Source organism: Dictyobacter halimunensis (assembly GCF_036245075.1).
In genome coordinates, this window is record NZ_BSRI01000002.1 from 2,094,401 (window position 1) to 2,114,646 (window position 20,246).

At 54.0% G+C, this 20,246-nt stretch carries 11 protein-coding genes and 1 pseudogene; 4 read left to right on the plus strand and 8 right to left on the minus strand.

Annotation, left to right across the window (positions count from 1 at the left end; genetic code table 11):
- Positions 1-467: 467 nt before the first annotated feature.
- From rpsL to AABA21_RS22835, 7 genes and pseudogenes are all read right to left on the minus strand, one after another.
- A complete protein-coding gene (gene rpsL / locus AABA21_RS22805) occupies positions 468-917 on the minus strand; it encodes a 30S ribosomal protein S12 (RefSeq protein ID WP_338253894.1) in 450 nt (149 codons plus the stop codon).
- A gap of 265 nt (positions 918-1,182) precedes the next feature.
- A pseudogene (gene rpoC, locus AABA21_RS22810) lies at positions 1,183-5,343 on the minus strand (DNA-directed RNA polymerase subunit beta'); the annotation flags it as partial.
- 111 nt (positions 5,344-5,454) lie between these two features.
- Entirely contained in the window at positions 5,455-8,952 is a 3,498-nt protein-coding gene (gene rpoB / locus AABA21_RS22815) for a DNA-directed RNA polymerase subunit beta (RefSeq protein WP_338253897.1), read from the minus strand.
- 743 nt (positions 8,953-9,695) lie between these two features.
- Positions 9,696-10,529 (minus strand): hypothetical protein, encoded by an 834-nt coding sequence (locus AABA21_RS22820; RefSeq protein WP_338253899.1) that lies wholly within the window; start codon positions 10,527-10,529, stop codon positions 9,696-9,698.
- 384 nt (positions 10,530-10,913) lie between these two features.
- Positions 10,914-11,876, minus strand: coding sequence for a cysteine synthase A (gene cysK / locus AABA21_RS22825; protein ID WP_338253900.1), 963 nt, complete (start codon positions 11,874-11,876; stop codon positions 10,914-10,916).
- A 29-nt stretch (positions 11,877-11,905) separates the two neighbouring features.
- Positions 11,906-12,292 carry a response regulator transcription factor gene (locus AABA21_RS22830; RefSeq protein ID WP_338253901.1) on the minus strand — a complete coding sequence of 129 codons (387 nt, stop codon included), beginning with the start codon at positions 12,290-12,292 and terminating at the stop codon, positions 11,906-11,908.
- A 196-nt stretch (positions 12,293-12,488) separates the two neighbouring features.
- Positions 12,489-12,929 (minus strand): RrF2 family transcriptional regulator, encoded by a 441-nt coding sequence (locus AABA21_RS22835; RefSeq protein WP_126595713.1) that lies wholly within the window; start codon positions 12,927-12,929, stop codon positions 12,489-12,491.
- 413 nt (positions 12,930-13,342) lie between these two features.
- On the opposite strand from AABA21_RS22835, the gene AABA21_RS22840 reads away from it, so the two are divergent.
- From AABA21_RS22840 to AABA21_RS22855, 4 genes are all read left to right on the plus strand, one after another.
- Entirely contained in the window at positions 13,343-14,101 is a 759-nt protein-coding gene (locus tag AABA21_RS22840; protein ID WP_338253902.1) for a response regulator transcription factor, read from the plus strand.
- 60 nt (positions 14,102-14,161) lie between these two features.
- On the plus strand, positions 14,162-15,430 hold the full coding sequence (locus AABA21_RS22845; RefSeq protein ID WP_338253903.1) for a sensor histidine kinase: 1,269 nt from the start codon (positions 14,162-14,164) through the stop codon (positions 15,428-15,430).
- A gap of 160 nt (positions 15,431-15,590) precedes the next feature.
- Entirely contained in the window at positions 15,591-18,062 is a 2,472-nt protein-coding gene (locus tag AABA21_RS22850) for a zinc-dependent alcohol dehydrogenase (protein WP_338253904.1), read from the plus strand.
- Positions 18,063-18,086: 24 nt separating this feature from the next.
- On the plus strand, positions 18,087-19,745 hold the full coding sequence (locus AABA21_RS22855; RefSeq protein ID WP_338253905.1) for a glycoside hydrolase family 3 protein: 1,659 nt from the start codon (positions 18,087-18,089) through the stop codon (positions 19,743-19,745).
- Between the two features lie 121 nt (positions 19,746-19,866).
- Here the strand turns inward: AABA21_RS22855 and AABA21_RS22860 are convergent, their stop codons facing one another.
- Entirely contained in the window at positions 19,867-20,238 is a 372-nt protein-coding gene (locus AABA21_RS22860; RefSeq protein ID WP_338253906.1) for a MerR family transcriptional regulator, read from the minus strand.
- Positions 20,239-20,246: the final 8 nt, after the last annotated feature.

A 20,246-nucleotide genomic window follows, 5' to 3' on the forward strand; every position in this document is an offset into this window, starting at 1 on the left:
TTCCATCAAACATACTTGACCAGCACAGCAACTATACGACTGATGTGCTTCACTCCCCATCCCTGTGTGAGGTACCTAACGGACACCAGAAAAGGCGTCGATCCGATCTCGGGCGTGCGCGCCTTGATCTTCTTCGAACGCCTACACGCGGGTGCCTTTCCACATCGTCAGATAACTACTACCCTTCGAGTCCGTCGTCGTTATTCTCGCCTTCGGATCGAAGTGACTGAACCAGGAGAACACCCGACTATCATCGCAATATGACGGGTACCATCACCTTGCTCCGGCTGCGTACCCGTCTACAATGACGTGTGATTTACCGACCTTTGCAGTATCCTCTTCCCGCTGAAAATAGGTCGCGCCTTCTTTGTACACATGGTACACGCGACTGACCTTTGCACCGGGCCTTAGCGGGCGGGCGATATGCGGTATTGCTCACCAGCCCCCGCAATTAACTACTGCGTGTCTTACCTTTTGCCCTTTGTCGGGGCGGTTGCCTGTCCGGGTTTCGGACGCTTGGCTCCATACTTGGAGCGACCACGACGGCGCTTTGAAACGCCTTCGCTGTCCAGTGTGCCGCGTACGATATGATAGCGGACACTCGGCAGGTCTTTTACACGACCGCCACGAATAAGCACTACCGAGTGCTCCTGCAAGTTATGCCCTTCACCAGGAATGTATGCAGTAACTTCCATCTGGTTTGAAAGACGAACACGAGCAATCTTACGCATTGCCGAATTCGGCTTCTTAGGGGTCATCGTACGTACCTGTGTGCAGACGCCACGCTTCTGGGGCGACCCACGCAGGCGGGAGGTCCTGTTCTTCAACGCGTTGTACGAATACAGCAACGCAGGGGCCTTCACCTTTTTCTGTTTGTTCGAACGGCCCTTTCGGACCAATTGATTAATTGTCGGCAAGGAACAATCCTCCCTGTCCTCGTTCTAAGTGTACGCGGATAGAAACTCTATCCGCGTTATCTTTATCACACATATGCGATTGCATATATTATCACTCATCGTCCTCGCTGTCAAGTGTCAGGCCAAGTGGGGCACTCGCTCCAACTGGAGCACCGGCGATGGCACCTGCAACGACGGGGGTCGCCGCCACGCGCGCTGCTGCTGCGGCTTGCTGGCGAGCAATCTGATCACGACGGCGCTGGGCAATGCCAGATCCAGCCGGGATCAATTTACCAATGATGACATTTTCTTTCAAACCAATCAGGTGGTCGGTCTGCGCTTCGATCGCGGCTTCGGTCAGCACACGAGTCGTCTCCTGGAAGGAGGCGGCCGCCAGGAAGCTGTCGGTGTTCAGCGATGCCTTGGTGACACCAAGCAGGACGGTCGAGGCTTTGGCGGGCTCGCCACCTTCGGCCAGAACACGGGCGTTGGTATCGGCATACACGAAACGGTCCACCAGATCGTTCGGAAGCATGTCTGTGTCACCGGGCTCATCGACTTTGACGCGACGCAGCATCTGTCGCACGATGACCTCGATGTGTTTGTCATGGATGTATACACCGGTGTTACGGTAGACGCGCTGCACCTCTTTGGTGAGGTACAACTGGACCGCCTCACGTCCCTGGATGCGCAGGACATCCTGTGGGTCGCGCTGGCCAGAAGTGATCGGCGTGCCCGCCTGGATCTTCTGTCCATCGGTAACGGCGATGTTGCGCGAAGCTGGCACCGGATAGCTGCGCTCCTCACGCTCTTCAAAGCGGATCGAGATGCCATCTTCGTTCAAGATGACTTCGCCATCGGTTCGGGCCATGACCGGCACTGGCTCACCGCCATGTTCATCGGCGATAAGAGCAATGATCTGGTCCTTCTGCACATGATCGTGTTCGTTAACGACGATCTTTACATCGGAGTTTTTCGGCACCAGGTATTCATCAAAGAAGATGTTGGTCGAGACAACCCGTACTGTACGCACGCCTGTAGACTCGTCTTTGACGATCTCTACCACGCCGTCGATCTCGCTGATCTCAGCCTTATCCTTCGGGACACGGGCTTCGAAGAGCTCTTCAACACGCGGCAGACCCTGGGTGATGTCACCTTGCGCGCCCGCGATACCACCAGTGTGGAAGGTACGCATGGTCAGCTGTGTTCCAGGCTCACCAATCGATTGCGCGGCGATAATACCAACCGCGGCTCCGACACGTGCCAGGGCGTTGGCGGCCAGGTCACGTCCGTAACACTTGCGGCAGATGCCACGTCGTGCCAGACAGTTCAGGGCCGAACGTACGCGTACGGCTTTGATGCCGGCGTTAACAATCTCGGTTACGTCGTCGTCAGTGAGCTCTTCTCCAGGCTCCAGATGTGGCAACTCCGGTATCTCTTCGGCCAGCACACGTCCGAGCAGACGACCACGCGAGTTCTCCAGAGCCATGTCCTTTGAATCGTACTCGGTGATCAAGATACCTTCTGTTGTTCCACAATCCTCTTCGGTGACGATGACGTCCTGAGCAACGTCGATCAGACGACGGGTCAGGTAACCAGACTCCGCCGTTCTCAAGGCGGTGTCAGCCAGACCTTTGCGGGCTCCGTGGGTACTGATAAAGTACTCCAGTACGCTCAGTCCTTCACGGAAGTTACCACGCACCGGGATGTCCATGATACGTCCTGATGGACTGGCCATCAGTCCGCGCATACCGGACAACTGACGAATCTGCTGGAACTTCGCTTTGGTCGCTCCAGATTCGGCGATGGTGTAGATGGAACCAAATGGATCGAGGACCGAACGTACCATTTTCTGGACGTTGTCGGTGGCTTCGTTCCACGTCTCGATCGTTTGCTGGTATTTTTCGTTCTCGGTGATGAGACCATCATGGAACTGCTCTTCCAGCTCGGCGATCTTGACATCGGCTTTGGCCAGCTCTTCAGCTTTACCAGTTGGTACCTGGACATCGCTGATAGCGAAGGTGGCGCCGGCTTTGGTCGCATAGTAGAAACCAAGGCGCTTGATTTCGTCCGCCAGGTCGGTGGTTTTGGAGCGACCATATTCTTTGAAGCATTCGCCGATGACCTGTTTCAAGTTCTCCTTCTTCATGACGTAGTTCTTGAAACGCAGGCGCTCGGGCAGAGCTTCGTTGAAAATGATACGTCCAACCGTGGTCGTGATCGGCTTGTTCATTGAGTGCATGGTCACCGCTGCTGGAGGTGGCTGGTCATAGACGTCGATCTCGCCCATGCGGACCTTGATCGGTGCCTGCAAGTCAACCACGCCGTGCTGGAAGGCCAGTAGTGCTTCGCCAGCATCAGTAAAGACGCGGCCCTCGCCCTTTTTGTTGGGGCGCTCCTGTGTCAGGTAGAAACAACCCAGCACCATATCCTGGCTAGCGCCGATCGATGGCTCACCGTGGGCCGGTGACAGCAGGTTGCGGGTCGACATCATAAATTGACGGGCTTCGTCCTGCGCTTTCTCAGACAAAGGCACGTGCACGGCCATCTGGTCACCGTCGAAGTCGGCGTTAAAGGCCGAACAGACGAGCGGATGCAGCTGGATCGCACTACCCTCGACGAGCACAGCTTCAAAGGCCTGAATACCAAGCCTGTGCAGCGTTGGCGCGCGGTTCAACAGTACCGGATGGTTTTTGATCACCTCTTCCAATACATCCCAGACCTCTGGTTTGACGCGCTCAACAAAGCGTTTGGCACTCTTGATGTTGTGGGCAAAGTTCTGCTCCACCAGTTTGCGCATAACAAATGGCTTGAAAAGCTCCAATGCCATACGTTTTGGCAGACCACACTGGTTCAACTTCAGGTCTGGTCCAACCACGATAACCGAACGACCGGAGTAGTCGACACGTTTACCGAGCAGGTTCTGACGGAAACGTCCCTGTTTACCTTTGAGCATGTCGGAGAGGCTCTTCAACTTGTGGTTACCAGAGCCAGCCACGGCACGACCACGGCGACCATTATCGATCAGAGCGTCGCAGGCCTCTTGCAGCATGCGTTTCTCGTTGCGAATAATGATCTCAGGCGCGCCCAGCTCAAGCAGGCGTTTGAGACGGTTGTTACGGTTGATCACACGGCGGTAGAGATCATTGAGGTCCGAGGTGGCGAAACGGCCACCATCCAACTGCACCATCGGACGCAGATCCGGTGGAAGCACAGGTAGGACGGTCATGATCATCCATTCAGGCGAGGTATTCGATTTGCGGAATGCCTCAACCACTTTCAGGCGCTTGGTGGCCTTCTTGCGGCGCTGCCCAACGGTATTACCGATCTCGTGGCGCAGGTCGTTGGCGAGTTTCTCCAGGTCGATGCCCGCGATTAACTCACGTACAGCCTCCGCACCCATACCCGCACGGAAGACATCGCTGAAGTTGTCTTTGAGCTCGCGATAGCGATTCTCCTGCAGCAGGTCCATCTTTTTCAGACCCTCGAGGTCACGACGCAGTTGTTCGATGCGCTGGCGCGTCTCATTGCGCTCACGCTCAAGCTGCGACTGCGCGGAGTCGATCTGGCCCTGGTACTCCATGGTCAGACGGTCGGCCTCGCGTTTGCCCTCGGATTGGGCGCCCTCTAGCTCGCGGCGCGCCTGCTCGGCGATGGCGTTGCGGGCGGACTCGGCTACGCGCTCCAGCACATCCAGGTGTTTGGAGGTGACGGTATCACCCTGCTTGACGATGATCTGGTCGGTCGGCTCGAAGAAAATGTCATCTTCGGCCTGCTGACCCATCGTTTCGCGCAGCAGACTCAGCGTCTCGCTTTCAGCGTGGCGAGCCTCTTCAAGATCTTGCTCACGGCGCTGCTCTACTTCCTGGCGATCGGTCTTGGAGAAACGCTGCTCGTTGTCCTCCAGGGCGCTATCGCGCTGAGTACGTAGATCATTGATGCGCTCAACAATCTTCTCATCCAGGTTCTGTTCGAGACCGGCCATCTCTTCGTCCAGACGCATCAGTTCACGCTGGCGGGCCTCTTCGTCTACGTTCGTAACCACATAAAGCGCGAAGTACAGAACACGCTCCAGGTTACGTGGCGAGAGATCCAGCAGTAGACCGATACGGCTAGGGGTACCTTTGAAGTACCAGATATGGCTCACAGGTGACGCCAGCTCAATATGGCCCATGCGCTCGCGGCGCACTTTTGAACGAGCAACTTCGACACCGCACTTATCACAGACGATGCCTTTGAAGCGTACTCTTTTATATTTACCGCAGTAACATTCCCAGTCCTTAGTGGGTCCAAAAATGCGTTCGCAGAATAACCCATCTTTTTCTGGCTTCAGTGTACGGTAGTTAATTGTCTCCGGTTTCGTGACCTCGCCATAGCTCCAGCTGCGAATCTGCTCCGGGCTGGCAAGGCTGATACGGATAGCGTTAAAATCATTTACTTCGAGCATGCTACCTCTCCTGGGATAGGGGCTAGCGACAGGCCATTTGACCTGTCGCTCCGCATTCCTTTTTACACAAAACCTTTTGCTTTCAACACAGGTGTGTTGATTGCCCCTATACTATTGGTCTCCCTCGAAACCGGATAGATTAATACCCAGTTCCGGCATTACATCGTTCGAGGTGTCTTCGACGAATTGGATCTTTTGCTCGTCTTCGTTGAGGACCTCTACGTTAATGCCCAGGCTCTGCAATTCTTTTACGAGCACTTTGAAGGATTCTGGAACGCCCGGCTCCATGATATTTTCACCCTTCACAATGGCTTCGTAGGTTTTAACACGGCCAACCACGTCGTCGGATTTGACGGTCAGGATCTCCTGAAGGATGTGCGCCGCGCCATAGGCTTCCAGCGCCCACACTTCCATTTCACCGAACCGCTGTCCACCGAACTGCGCTTTACCACCCAGCGGCTGCTGTGTGATCAAGCTGTAAGGGCCGGTTGAACGGGCGTGCACTTTATCTTCTACCAGGTGGGCCAGCTTCAACATGTAGTTGTAGCCAACCGTGATCGGATGGTCAAATGGCTCGCCGGTCCGTCCATCATAGAGCTGGACTTTGCCGGTTTCGGGCAGCCCTGCCCGACGCAAGAATTCTTCGATATCATCCTCGGTAGCACCGTCGAAGACGGGCGTGGCGATCTTAAAGCCCAGTGCTTCCGCCGCCCAGCCCAGGTGGGTCTCCATGATCTGACCGATATTCATACGGTGCGGGACACCCAGCGGGTTCAGGATGATGTCCACCGGTGTGCCGTCAGGCAGGAAAGGCATGTCCTCGATCGGCAACACGCGGGAGATCACACCCTTGTTGCCGTGGCGGCCAGCCATCTTGTCGCCCGCGCCGATCTTACGCTTCTGCGCGATACTGACGCGCACCAGCTGGTTGACGCCTGGAGGTAGTTCATCACCGGCCTCGCGTGAGAAGACCTTGACTTCGACGATCTTGCCGCGCTCACCATGGGGCACACGCAGCGAGGTGTCTTTGACTTCACGGGCCTTTTCACCGAAGATGGCGCGCAGCAGCTTCTCTTCCGCCGTCAGCTCGGTCTCGCCCTTGGGCGTAATCTTGCCGACCAGGATATCCTGTGGCCCGACTTCGGCCCCGACATAGATGATGCCGCGCTCATCCAGATTGCGCAGACCCTCTTCACCCACGTTCGGAATATCACGCGTGATCTCTTCGGGTCCCAGTTTGGTGTCGCGGGCGTCGATCTCGTACTTCTCGATATGGATCGAGGTGAAGAGATCTTCGTGCACGATGCGCTCACTGATCAGAATGGCGTCCTCGAAGTTGCCACCCTCCCAGCTCATGAAGGCCACCAGGATGTTCTGTCCTAGCGCCAGCTCACCGTCCTGGGTCGAGGTGTTATCAGCAAGCACCTGCCCCGCCATGACATAGTCACCTTTTTTGACGATCGGTCGTTGGTTAATACAGGTACCCGCATTGGAACGCACAAACTTGCGCAGACGATAGCTGGAGATCTCTCCCTGCTCGTCCATGATCTCGATGCGACGCGCGGTGGAAGAGATTACCTCACCACTTGTGCGGCTGACGATGACCTGGCCAGAGTCGATGGCGATCTGGCGCTCAATGCCGGTCCCACAGATGGGGGACTGCGGACGCAGCAACGGCACCGCCTGGCGCTGCATGTTGGCGCCCATCAAGGCGCGGTTGACGTCGTCATGCTCCAGGAAGGGGATCAGGGCAGTCGCCACTGAAACCGTCTGGCGCGGCGAAACGTCCATGTAGTCGATGTTGTCCGAGTTCTCCATGAAGAACTCACCCTGATAGCGCGCCAGGACGCGATCCTCTTCGAACTCATCGTTGTCGGAGAGTTTGGCGTTGGCCTGCGCGATCCAGAAGTTCTCTTCGTCATCGGCGGTATGGTAATCCACCACCTCGGTCACGAAGGGCTTCACTCGGACCTGCGCGTCACCCAGCAGGGACGACAGTTTCTGGAATAATGCTTCGTCGATACGCACACGCTCACGCGCCGGGATCAACACAGTGCCATCCGTGTCGGTGATGGCGTCGCGCTCACGTCCAAACACCCCGCGGAACTCGCGCCCGATCAGGTTGGGATCATTGGCCTTCAGGCGTTTGTAGACCTTGCGGTACGGTGTCTCGATGAACCCATAGGGGTTGATCTGCGCATACGTCGCCAGGTTACCGATCAGACCAATGTTGGGACCCTCAGGCGTCTCAATCGGACAGATACGACCATAGTGAGATTCGTGAACGTCACGGACATCAAATCCGGCGCGCTCACGCGAGAGACCACCAGGACCCAGCGCCGAGAGACGGCGTTTGTGTCCGATCTCCGCCAGGGCGTTGGTCTGGTCCATGAACTGCGAGAGCTGGCTACCACCAAAGAACTCCTTCATCGCCGCCACTACCGGGCGGATGTTGATGAGGGCGTTCGGCGTGGCCTGTCCCGGCTCCTGAATGCTCATGCGCTCTTTGACGACACGCTCCATGCGCAGCAGACCCACGCGGAACTGCGTCTGGATCAGCTCGCCCACGCAACGCACGCGGCGGTTGCCCAGATGGTCGATATCATCCTTACGACCACGGCCATTATTCAATGACACCAGGCGCCGAATGATGTTGACCAGGTCGTCCTGCGTCAGGATGCGCTGGCTCTGCGGAATCGCCAGGTCCAGCTTGCGATTGAGCTTGTAGCGACCAACGCTACCCAGATCGTAACGGCGCGGATTAAAGAACAGGTTCTTTACCAGCGAACGCGCATTATCTAAGGTAGCGGGATCACCGGGGCGCAGCTTCTTGTACAGTTCAAGCAGCGCCTCGTCCTCTTTCTTCACCGGATCACGGTCCAGGGTGGCCTGAATGTAGCGCACCACGGGATCGTTATCGACGCCGGCGAAGGCATCCAGGATCCCTTGATCGGTTGATAAATCTAAATCTTCGGCATGCCACTGGTCTTTGGCCAGGCTGGAAATGGCCCGCAACAGGGTGGTCACCGGAATCTTACGTTTGCGGTCAATCTTGACGGTTAAGAGATTTTTATTGCTGGTCTCGAACTCTAACCAGGCACCACGGCCAGGAATCAGCTTGGCGGCGTACAGCTTTTTGCCGGTGGTTGCATCCTCATCTACGGTAAAGTAGACGCCAGGAGAACGCACCAGCTGGCTGACCACCACACGTTCGGCACCATTAATAATGAATGTACCATCTGTGGTCATCAACGGGAAATCACCCATGAAGACATCTTTCTCGATGATTTCGCCCGTCTCTTTATTAATCAGGCGCGCCTTGACATTCAAAGGTGCGGCAAACGTGGCGTCACGATCGCGACATTCATCCTCAGAATACTTTGGCTTGCCAAATGGTTCAGGTGGTACAATAAATTCTAAGCTCAGGTTTTTGCCGGTAAAGTCTTCAATCGGAGAAATTTCTTCGAAAAGCTCGCGCAAACCCTCTTTCTTAAACCACTCAAAGGAGTCAAGTTGAATTTGAATCAGGCCAGGCATAGGCCGTATGTCTGGAATACGTGCATAGGAAACACGCTCTGGGAGCGCAACGGCCCTTGTGCTTACTGCCATACTTGGTATTCTCCTCTCACCTAATCGCCCATAGAGGAATGAGAGACACGACAATACGCACCTCTCAGTGCAACGGAAAACGGAAAAAAAAACAGATAATTGCTTTATGATAATGCCTGTGTTGTGAAACGGTCTATGACAATAAAAGTAACCGCTTGCGCACGCAATGAGCGGTTACTCCTACACATATGCTTTTAATGGTTGTTTGCCGATCGCCCACACAACTATCCCCTCCAGTGGAGATAAACAAGCTAGCTATCAAGATCACAGGCACGGGTTAAGATAAGATATCCGAAACAGCAAAAAACACCACATTGTACCCTCGACCCGAAATCCTACTACCTTTCAGAGCGAGGCTCATGAAAGTGGGCTGAAGGTTCGACTGCATGTGGTTTATGATAATATCCTCACGTTTTTGGGGAGCGATGAGTTGTTTCGTAATGTGTCTCGTCTCTCGGTTACATCGTTACCTGTGTTATGAATCAGCTATAACACTACTGTTACTAGTATACATACACTGGCAAGTGATAATTATACGTCTTCGGATAATATATGTCAATACTTTTTGGAGCTCTTCTGGAAGAGCTCTAAAAAATCTGAATTTTTCTCTCATCTCTTATAAACGCACAGATCTGGCGTTTTATTCCATCAATTTCTTTCTTCATTTAGAATGGGTCTTACTTACGTCACCGTGGGGAGATGTGAGCGCCCCCACACGCGCGTCCGCTACGCGGCAATGTGTTTTATGCGACGCCGACGAGACGTTGGGAGGCGGCGAGGGCCTGCTCGATCTCTTCGCCAAGTGTGGGATTCCAGACCTGTTTGGCGTCCACCCAGCGCGTATGGAGCAGGGATAATAACTGGCGCTGGTCTTCGGTCGATAGCAGGTTCAGGTCGACTAGCGATTCGGGATGACCCGGATAGGTGATGGTAAGCACAAAGTTGTCGATGCGAATGGTGGCCTGGCCGTTGAGCCGGTAGGTATGCGAGGAGCCCAGCTTACGGCAGAATGAGATACCTCCCAGGCAACCTACCAGGATAAACGAGACGGCGACGATGCTGACTACGATACCAGCCAGGCTCAGGATAAGCGCCAGCCCGGTGGTGATAACCATCAAGACAGGTGAGGGTATGTGCATCGTCCAGCCAACCAGAATGGCGGGGACCAGGCCGACGAGCGCGGTAACAAAGCACCAGAAGGCGCTATTCATGATCCAGAAGATACTTTTCATGTTTTCCGCGGAAAGATCACGCACGATGATGGTGTCATTACCCTCAAAGGTCACCATGCCTGCCGTACGCCCCGCGCGCAATGCGTACAGGAAACGCACGACCAGAACACTTCCTAAGATTGAGATAAAAGAGATAAACCAGGAGAGAGCTACCAGCGCGTCTTGCCATTTTAGGTAGAGCGTGAATTGGTGTACGTAAGTCGTCCATAAAGCCGCGCCACAGCAAATACCCACGATGGCCGTCACAATGAGTGCGAGGAAAAATAACCAGCCCAGCCTGCGAATGCGTAAGTATTGTCCATGCGCTAAATCAAAACGATACGTATCTTTTACTGGTTGTATCATAACTCTACCCCTGCTGTACATCGATAATGTTTTAATATGGCCTTTTTCAAATGCTCAGACCTCGTTCATCCAGTTTGTTCTCTATGCTTTAACGATTCAGACCATGTCAATAGTGACAAAAAATAACCAGATTTCACCGTTTTGAATCGTTTTTGTGCAAATGATGTCCTGCTAACGCACCATTCCCATCATATTACTACGAATGAGCAGGCCTTTAGTTTCTAAAGAGCGTGTATCACCGCGTGTCATACTATGTCCAAAAAGCTAAACAAAAACTGATTTTGATAAAATCAGCTCTTCCACCAATAATAGAGGGTGAAGTGTACGCAGGTCCACAACGCGCGGCCGCGCGTTGTGGACCTGCGTACACTTCACCCTCTATTATTATTTCTGCAGATCATCAAAGAGAATCGTCTGTAGATAGCGCTCGGCAGCACTAGGAAAAACAGTTACAATAACCTTGCCGCGATTTTCTTCTTTACGAGCTTCCTGAAGGGCGGCCCAGGCGACGGCCCCGCTGCTGATACCGATTGAGAGGCCCTCTCCTTTAATAATCTGAATGGCCGTCTCGACCGCATCATGATCGCTTACCGGGATGACTCGGTCGATGAGATCCACGCGCAGGGTATCGGGGATAAAACCCGAGCCCAGTCCTTCGATACGATGGGGACCCGGTCGTCCGCCCGAAAGAACTGCACAGGTCGCCGGTTCAACGGCCACAACCTCCAGCTCAGGCTTGCGGGCACGTAGCCCCTCCGCCACGCCGGTCAGGGTGCCACCGGTACCAACGCCGATCACCACTATATCCACGGTTCCGGCCGTCTGCTCCCAGATTTCGACCGCGGTCCCCTCGCGATGGGCACGGGGATTGGCCTGGTTATAGAATTGCTGGGGATACCATGTGTTGGGGAGTGTTGTACGCAGTTCGATGATCTTGTTGATGGCACCGCGCATACCCTGAGCGGCCGGGGTCAGAATGATCTCGGCACCAAACCGCTGCAACAGGTGACGCCGTTCCGGACTGATCGTATCCGGCATGGTAAGGATACACCGATAACCACGGGCGGCCGCGATGACCGCCAGCGAGATACCCATGTTCCCACTGGTCGGCTCGATGATCGTGCTGCCAGGACGCAACAGACCCTGTTGCTCGGCTTCGCAGATCATTTGCAGGGCGACACGATCCTTTGAACTGCCGCCGGGACTAAACATCTCCAGTTTGGCCAGAATCTTCGCCACCACGCCGGTTAGCTCACCAGAGGCCGTCTCTTCGGCGGCAAAACGTCTTAATTCTACAAGAGGAGTACGACCAACTAATTCAGTAGCATTTTTCGCCCAATGGACCATAAATATGTGTCAGCCTTCTTTCTACAGAATTACTCCTCCGGTAGTAAAGCGCGAATAATACTGACCAGTTCTTGCATGTTAAAGGGTTTACGGAGGAGAATGCCAGCCTGTAATCCCATACGATGTAGTTCCCAGTCGTGGCTTCCGGAAATAACAATGATTGGCATGTTTTTGGTGTTGCTATGACCACGCAAATATTTGTAGAGCGATCCACCATCAAGACCTGGTAAGCCTACATCTAAGAGGACCAGGTCGGCCCCCACGTAGGGCAGCTGGTCCTTCGCTGTCTGCCCATCTGAATAAATATGCACCCTCCACTGACCGAAAAGCTTTAAGGCATTGCAAAACATATCGGTCAAGTGTGGATCATCCTCAACGATAGCAATCAGTTTCTGCTCTTCCAACGCATCTGCCACGTGCTATCATCCCCCTTTGCATATTCATCACATACACCACATCTTTACACCTCGCCTCCCCCACTCTCCACCAATCTTCAGGCATACAAAGGCCACAATCGATCTTGCCTTATCGGTATCTCTCTGCACGTATACAGCCAGGGTATGCGCGCATACGCCTCCTCCTCACAGAGAAGTTCAAAGGTCGAAAATCGAATTAAATATAGTACATGGTCTCTTCAGGACTACCTGTACGGTGCTTCTGAGCCAATTCTTCAATTGTGGTCGCAGTCAAGATCTGTTGTGTCAGGGTGTCGATCTGCTGCCAGACGTCTCGCAAGGCGCAGCCGGGAGAAAGCTTACAAAAATCTGGCGTGGGCAAACATTCCATGGGCGGAACGTATCCTTCAAGGGCTTGCATCACCTGTGCCATCGTAATTTGACTCGGCGCTTTAGCGAGCATATGACCACCTTTTGGACCACGCACGCTCTTCACCAATCCTTCTTTACGTAACACCATGAGGATCTGATCGAGATATTGCTCTGGAATATGCTGCCGATTCGCAATATCTGCGCTTTCAATCGGCCCTTGCCCGTAGTATGCAGCCATGTCGAGCATCGCTCGTAGACCATAGTCTCCCTTCATCGTTAACTTCATCGTTGGGACCTTTCTTCTGGGCAAAGTGACTGAATCTGGTTATCTTTTCATCTAGTGTTTAGGATATATCAGTAGAGAATGCATGTCAATGATTTTCAGCGCTATCCAGCGCTAAACTTGACTAAATTGGTAAACTTTCTAATGTGACCTTCTTTATCATTATATTTGCCGGTTATTATATTTGCCGAGCTTCAATATCAGGCCTTGATATGTAGCTTCATATAATGTACAGCTTAATATGAGATAAGCACAGGCGGAATTGATTAAATTCTGCTGAGAATGGGGGTAAACAGAAACATCAGGCTTGCAGGTCCACACTGACATATCTATAATGAACCATAGAAACACAGGCACAATTCTTCCATTGCTGATGCCTGCCTGTGTTATTCGATGGATTACCAGGAGACAAAACTATGCAGCAAGGCAGTACCTGGCAGGCAAACCAGGAACATCAGCCACAGTTAAAAGTTCTTGTTGTTGACGATGAGGATAATATTATTGAGCTCATTCGCCTCGGACTACGCTATGAGGGCTTCCAGGTGGAGGTAGCCTCTGACGGCGAACAAGGCATCGCGCTGGCGCAACGCATCGATCCAGACCTGGTGATCCTGGACGTGATGATGCCCGGTATCGATGGACTGGAGGTTTGTCGCCGTCTCCGTGGCAATCCAACAACACGCGATGTACCTATTTTGATGCTGACAGCTAAAGATGAGGTAGGAGATCGTATCTTAGGCTTGCAGACTGGCGCCGATGATTATCTGACCAAACCCTTTGACTTTTACGAGTTGTTAGAACGTATTAAAGCTATATTGCGTCGTCAGAGCCGTGCCAAGTCCGCGCCAGGAGAGATGAAAGGCGTGGATGCCGATCAGCTTCTGCAGTGCGGCGACCTGACAATGAATACGGCGACGCGCGAGGTGACCCGCAATGGTCAGATGATCGAGTTGACGGCCACCGAGTATAACCTCCTGCAGTTATTTATGGCCCACCCGCGCCAGGTTCTGGATCGGCAAACCATCCTGAACCGGGTGTGGGGCTACGATTTCCTGGGCGAAACAAATATTATTGAGGTCTATGTACGCTACCTGCGCGAAAAAATTGAAGATACACCAAGCTCACCACGCTTGATTGTGACCGTACGCGGCGTGGGCTACGTTCTTAAGTGTTGATGCGTTTCTAGCAGCGCAGAAATACCTGTCTGTCTATTCGTCAAGCGGAGTATCACTATCATGTCAGAGCAAAAAGCCACGGGGTGGCAAGAAGGGTTGGCAAACCGATTGTATCAATTAAAGGCACGGTTTGCTTCTCCACAACCACGAGGGGATCTCTACCTGCTAGGTCCGTCAGCCAATAAAGAGGAGATCACACAACCCCTCGCGGGAGCTCCTGCGAAGCTGGGTGATGGCAATAATCGCAATAATGCCCCCTCATGGGTGCGCATGTTCTTTAGTCTGCAGGTCCAGCTGACGTTTGTATTTACTCTGCTCTTGATTCTCCTGGTGGCTTTCGCCGGTCTCCTGCTTGGCAAACAGGTTTCAACAACCTATGAGATGATCGTAATGCTGGTCCTGGTGGTAGCAGGAACCGCGATGGCGTACGCGCTCACATCCCTGTTGCTGCGCCCACTGGGCCAGGTAACCGACGCGGCTCAGGCCATTGCTATGGGCGACCTGGCCCAGAGCCAACGCCTACCTTTACGCCTCCCACCACAGGATGAGGTGGATCGCCTGGCTGGCAGCTTGAGCATTATGGTGACCCGCCTGGAGACGGCCGAAAATATGCAACGTGCCTCTCAGGAACGCTTTCGCCAGTTCTTTTCGGATGCCTCCCATCAGTTGCGCACCCCTCTAACCTCCATTCGCGGCTTTACGGAGCTCTTGATGCGCGGCGCCAAGGATGATCCCGAGACTTCACAACGTATCCTTAAACGTATGAAGAATGAATCTGAACGCATGACGTTGCTCATTAACGATCTACTGACACTGGCTCGCCTGGACGATACCCATCCGCTGAAGCTTCAATACGTCGATATGATCGATATGGCGATCCAGAGTATCGAACAAACAAAGTCTCGCGCCAGCGATGAACGTAAGATTCGCCTGCAACTGGTTTCGGATGATAAACTAGGGGTGCAGGCTGATAAGGAACGTATCAAGCAACTGCTGTTTATCCTGTTGGATAACGCATTGAAATATGGCCTCCCTGCTCCTCAGGGCGAGATTACGCTGAAGCTGGATAAGCAGCAGGGGCAGGTCATGATCAGCGTGATCGATAATGGTGATGGTATCGCCAGCGATGATCTGGAACATATCTTTGAGGAGTTCTATCGCGGCCGCCATCGTTCGTCGACCAATTCCAGTTCTACCACTCCTGTCATCGGTACTGGCCTCGGCCTGACCATCGCTTCCGCCATTGTGCGTGCGCATAACGGCGCCATTACCGCCTGTAGCGAGCCTGGCAATACTGAATTCAAAGTACTTTTACCAGGCGCAGACTAGACGAGCGCCAAATTCAATTCATAAGCTCAACTACGCATTTTTCCCATACAGATTGACCATCGCTGGTTTACCATGATACACTGCCTGAAGTAAAAAAAGGGTATTATGGTTGTAGGAATAATGACACTTATAGCCACCCAGATAAAGGTAAGATATCGCTATGTGGACCTCTACAATGGACCTCGACCAGAAAAAGGTTCTGCTAACGCAGATTCTGGGTCGTTTTTATCCTAATATTTATTTTTCGTCGTATTCGCCATTACAAGTCCAAAATTCTCCACGCCAATCTCTGCCCGAGAGTAGCTGGGTGCGAGTACGCAATCGCCTTTCCGGCATCTGTGGCAGCGATCTCCATCTGCTTTATCGAGGAGGCAGCAATCAGCGGGTTGCGGCAGCTGCCAGGCCGGCCCAGAAGCGGTTCTACCCCGGCCATGAAGTGGTTGGCGAGGTGATTGAGATCGGTAATGATGTGCAGCAGGTGAACGTGGGCGACCGCGTTGCGCTGCAGTGGCGGCCCAATTGTGTGACCGCGGGCGTTCAGCCGCTGTGCGACGCCTGCTCTGACGGCAATTATAATCTCTGCGATCATGGTTCGTTCCTGGCTCCCCAACCCCTCGGCGGCGGATGGAGCGAGGAGATGTTATTGCATGAGCAACAGTTGTTTCGCGTGCCCTCCAGCCTGACCGATGAGCAGGCCGTGATGCTGGAACCTGTAGCGGTGGCCCTGCACGCGGTCCTGCGCCACCTCCCTCGTCCCGGCGACCGTGTGTTGATTATTGGCGCGGGCACCGTCGGCCTGCTGGTGCAGCAGATCGTGCGTGCCCTGGTGCCGCAGTGCGAGATCAGCGTGCTGGCTCGCTATACGTTCCAGGTTGAGCAGGCTACACGCCTGGGCGCGGCCCATATTATCTATCCACGCGATGCCTATGAGGGCGTACAACATGCCACCAACGCAAAGCTCTATAACGGCATGTTCGGCAATAAGACGCTACAGGGCGGCTACGACGTGATCTATGATACTGTGGGCCAGAAACGCAGTCCGTTCCATCACAATACGCTACACCATGCCCTGCGCTGGACTCGTCCGCGCGGTACCATCGTCCTGGTCGGCTTGAACCTGGAGCCAATGAGTATCGATCTGACACCGCTCTGGCAGCATGAGATCTCGCTGCTGGGAAGCCTGCATCACGGCACTGAATACTGGCCTATAGGCAGCCACGACCAGACCTCGACCTTCCGCGTGGCCTGCGAATTGATGCAGCAGCGTCGCATTACTCCTGAACAACTGATCACCCATCATTTCGCCCTGGATAACTATCAAAATGCACTGTCAACCGCGTACAAGAAGGCGGATAGCCGGGCCATTAAGGTTGTGTTTGATTATTCGCTGCTGCCCGCCTCGGTGGTCCCTAACGTACGGGCTTCGGCTCCGCGCATTCGTCGTCAATCCACCATTAACTTCATGGAAGAATTTGACGATGCGGGCGAGCAGCCAGCACGCACCTCCGGTAAGCTGGGAGAACAGAAGCAAGATATCCCTTCGGCACGGCCATATACCAAAGAGCTGGCCAAATCACCCCGCCAGGATCAGGCCGATGATGAGTTCGATGATGACGATACCGCGACCGCACTCCCGGCTATCGGCAAGCATTACACGGGTCACCTGCGTCCCTATGTGCCACAGTCTCAGATGCAGGGGACACTCGATCAACCCGAACAGCAACAGTCCATCCCGATACCAGCCAATTCACAGGATTTGAGCACCCAGCAAGAGATGGAGTCGGAAACACAGCGCATCCCTCAGGTGTCGCTGGTCCCCCATACCGAGGCTAACCTTAACCTGGACTCTGACGCGACAGCGTTGATCTCCCGCGCCTCTCTCTCTTCTGAGATCGCTGACAGCACACCCGGTCATCCCGCTGAAGCCGATGCCGCTGGTGCATTCGGGCATAACGAGACAGCACCAGAAGTACTAGATACACCGGGAGAGTCTCAAGAGCTTTCAGAAGTGGGCAATGCGGATCCTGCCCATGCTGAAGGAAGCGATACAGAGCTTGCTGATACCTCGACGATCAACGAGGATGATGCTGCTCAAGACAATATAGCCAGCCCGGTAGAGACGGTCACCGATGAGGAGATACCTGCGGAAGCCGTCCAAAGTGAAGATCAGCTTGCAATTCCTGTTGAGAAACACTATTCTGATACAGATGTCGATCCAGAGCAGGCAACCCTTGAGACCGAGAAGGCCCCGACCGCTGCCACAGTAACGTCGGATGCGCAGGATACAGAAGTAGCTACAGATCCGTCGACGATCGCTGATCCTGACCACACTCGACCCACCACTGAGGAGGATGCGCAGGAACTGCCTGAAACCGAACATGTATCTACGGTGAATGGGGAAGAAGCACCAGTTGTGGCTGAAGAACCCGGCGCGATCACGCCGGATCAATCAGTCGAAATCCCCCCACCGCCTTCAGAGATCCATACCGGTGAGGCAACCTTTGAAGAACATTCCGCTGAAAGCACAGCAACTATCTCTAATGCTGATGCGTTACAACAAGTAGAAGAACCACATACAAAACGTGTGCAGCAACGGTCACGCAATCGGAAAAAGAAAGCAGGTAGTCGCTGAGGGCGATTAAAAGGATTATAAAGAATGTCTGATCATACATCGCCATTCGACTCATCGAATGGCGATACGCCACAACATAGAGGTTTCAATCCTCAACCAGGGGGCGAACGTAGCGCGCCTGCCTGGAATATACCTTCCCACGCGGGTATACCACCGACTCCACCGCGTTCTCCCATGCAACCACTGCACCTGCCGGCTCGCCCTGCGCCTTCCCCCGAAGGCTTATCGGCCGCGCGAAGGCCGCCGTTGTCCGGGACCCCGCCATCCTCTGGCCTCTTTTCGTTCCAACAGACTGCAACGCAAGCGCCTGAAAAACACGACTTGTCCGCTAATGCTGTCAACCCGTTGCCCTTACAGAGCGCGCCCACGGGTAAACGGCGCAACGGTCGTAAGCGGATCAAGCCACTGCTGGCGGTGGGGCTGGTTCTGATTGCGCTGCTGGTGATCGCCGGTGGCATCCTGGGACAGCGTTTCCTGCCAGCTCACATAGCAGGCATCGTGAATAGCAGTGCGAACAACGGGAAGGCCAATAGTGGCAGCTTTGTAACTCCCCCATTGAGTAGTCAGCAGATCGATAACCTGCGCCACCTGACCGATCATATGAAGGAACAGCAGCTGGCCTATCTCTATGTCTCACGTATGTCCCTCGATGAGGAGATCGGCCAGATCATGATGGTCGAGTATTCTGAGGATTCCTATTCACCATCATTGGATACGATGATCCATGATCTCCATGCTGGCGGCGTCATCATGTATCAACGCCAGATCAATACGCTGGAGCAAACCAAAGCAGATACCACGCATATGCAACAGCGAGCCCTGACACCACTGCTGATCTCTGCCGACGAGGAAGGCTGGAACGTCCATCGGCTGACCAATATTTATCCTCCACGCCTCTCAGCCAAGGATATTCACGATAGCAATAGCACAACGGTGGCCGCCAACGAGGGAACAAAGGTCGCCCACGATCTACTCTCGGTTGGCATCAATACCAATTTCGCGCCCGATGTGGATGTCTCGACGGATGATGGCTACATCGGTTATGATGCACGCTCCTTTGGCAGCACACCGGATGATGTGATCAAATATGTCGGCCCCTACACCAAAGCCATGCAAACAGGCGGCGTAATCGCTACCATGAAGCATTTTCCTGGCCTGGGAGGGGCCCCCAAGTCGACTGATCCGCACGCCGTCTTTGTAACCGTCAACCACACGAAGGATCAGGTCTATAAAATCGACCTGGCTCCCTTCCAGCATTTTATCCATGCCAACGACAAAATGGAACAACCTGGTATCATTATGTCTACTGATGTGCTGGTGCCCTCTATCGACCCGACATATATCTCCGAGCTCTCGCCGACGTTCATGACCCAGATCTTACGTAAGGAGATGGGCTATCAAGGGGTAGCGGTCACGGACGCGCTGACCATGCTAGGTGTGCAGGTCAATGGGCAACATCTGGATCTGGGTACGGCGGGCGTGATGGCCCTCAAAGCCGGTAACGACCTCCTGCTGGGCCCAGGCGATCCCGCCAGCATGAGAAGTATGGTCGACGCCATCAAGACCGCACTTAACAACGGCACACTCTCGAAGTCGCGCCTGGATGAAGCCGCGAGCAGGGTCATAGCCCTCAAAATGCAGCGCCACCTGCTTCCTGACACCCCACCATCCTCCAACCCCTAAATATAAAGTGATGTGCTGGGATAAGATGCATTGATGCCCTGTTCGCGCTAAGCGCGAACAGGGCATCAATGCATCTTATCCCAGCACATATAAATAACCTGCGCGCTACAAAGGGGCTCATTTACGGCAATGAGCCCCTTTGTAGCCGCTCAATAATATCTTTCAGGCGGCGCGTCTCCGAAGCGTGCTGCTCACGCATCTGGAGCATCTCTTGCGTCATCTGCTCTTGCATGCGCTCCATACGATCCTTCATGTGCAGGATCGCTTCCACGCCGGCCAGGTTAACCCCCAGGTCGCGCATCAAGCCACGGATATGAATGACGCGCTCAATATCGTGATCCGAATAGAGTCGTGGGCTATGCGGGCTATTGCCTTTACGGGCGGGTGCAATCAATCCCAGGCGCTCATAGTGACGCAAGGTTTGCTCGTGCACCTCGGCCCGTTGGGCAGCAACGCTGATAATATACCAGGCACCATTACCGTCCTCAGGCATCTCTTCTC

Bases quoted from the DNA above. Each gene is read 5' to 3' on its own strand.
- rpoB (WP_338253897.1), bottom strand. From the start codon at position 8,952: ATGGCAGTAAGCACAAGGGCCGTTGCGCTCCCAGAGCGTGTTTCCTAT.
- AABA21_RS22820 (WP_338253899.1), bottom strand. From the start codon at position 10,529: ATGATACAACCAGTAAAAGATACGTATCGTTTTGATTTAGCGCATGGA.
- cysK (WP_338253900.1), bottom strand. From the start codon at position 11,876: ATGGTCCATTGGGCGAAAAATGCTACTGAATTAGTTGGTCGTACTCCT.
- AABA21_RS22835 (WP_126595713.1), bottom strand. From the start codon at position 12,929: ATGAAGTTAACGATGAAGGGAGACTATGGTCTACGAGCGATGCTCGAC.
- AABA21_RS22840 (WP_338253902.1), top strand. From the start codon at position 13,343: ATGCAGCAAGGCAGTACCTGGCAGGCAAACCAGGAACATCAGCCACAG.
- AABA21_RS22845 (WP_338253903.1), top strand. From the start codon at position 14,162: ATGTCAGAGCAAAAAGCCACGGGGTGGCAAGAAGGGTTGGCAAACCGA.
- AABA21_RS22850 (WP_338253904.1), top strand. From the start codon at position 15,591: ATGTGGACCTCTACAATGGACCTCGACCAGAAAAAGGTTCTGCTAACG.
- AABA21_RS22855 (WP_338253905.1), top strand. From the start codon at position 18,087: ATGTCTGATCATACATCGCCATTCGACTCATCGAATGGCGATACGCCA.
- AABA21_RS22860 (WP_338253906.1), bottom strand. From the start codon at position 20,238: ATGCCTGAGGACGGTAATGGTGCCTGGTATATTATCAGCGTTGCTGCC.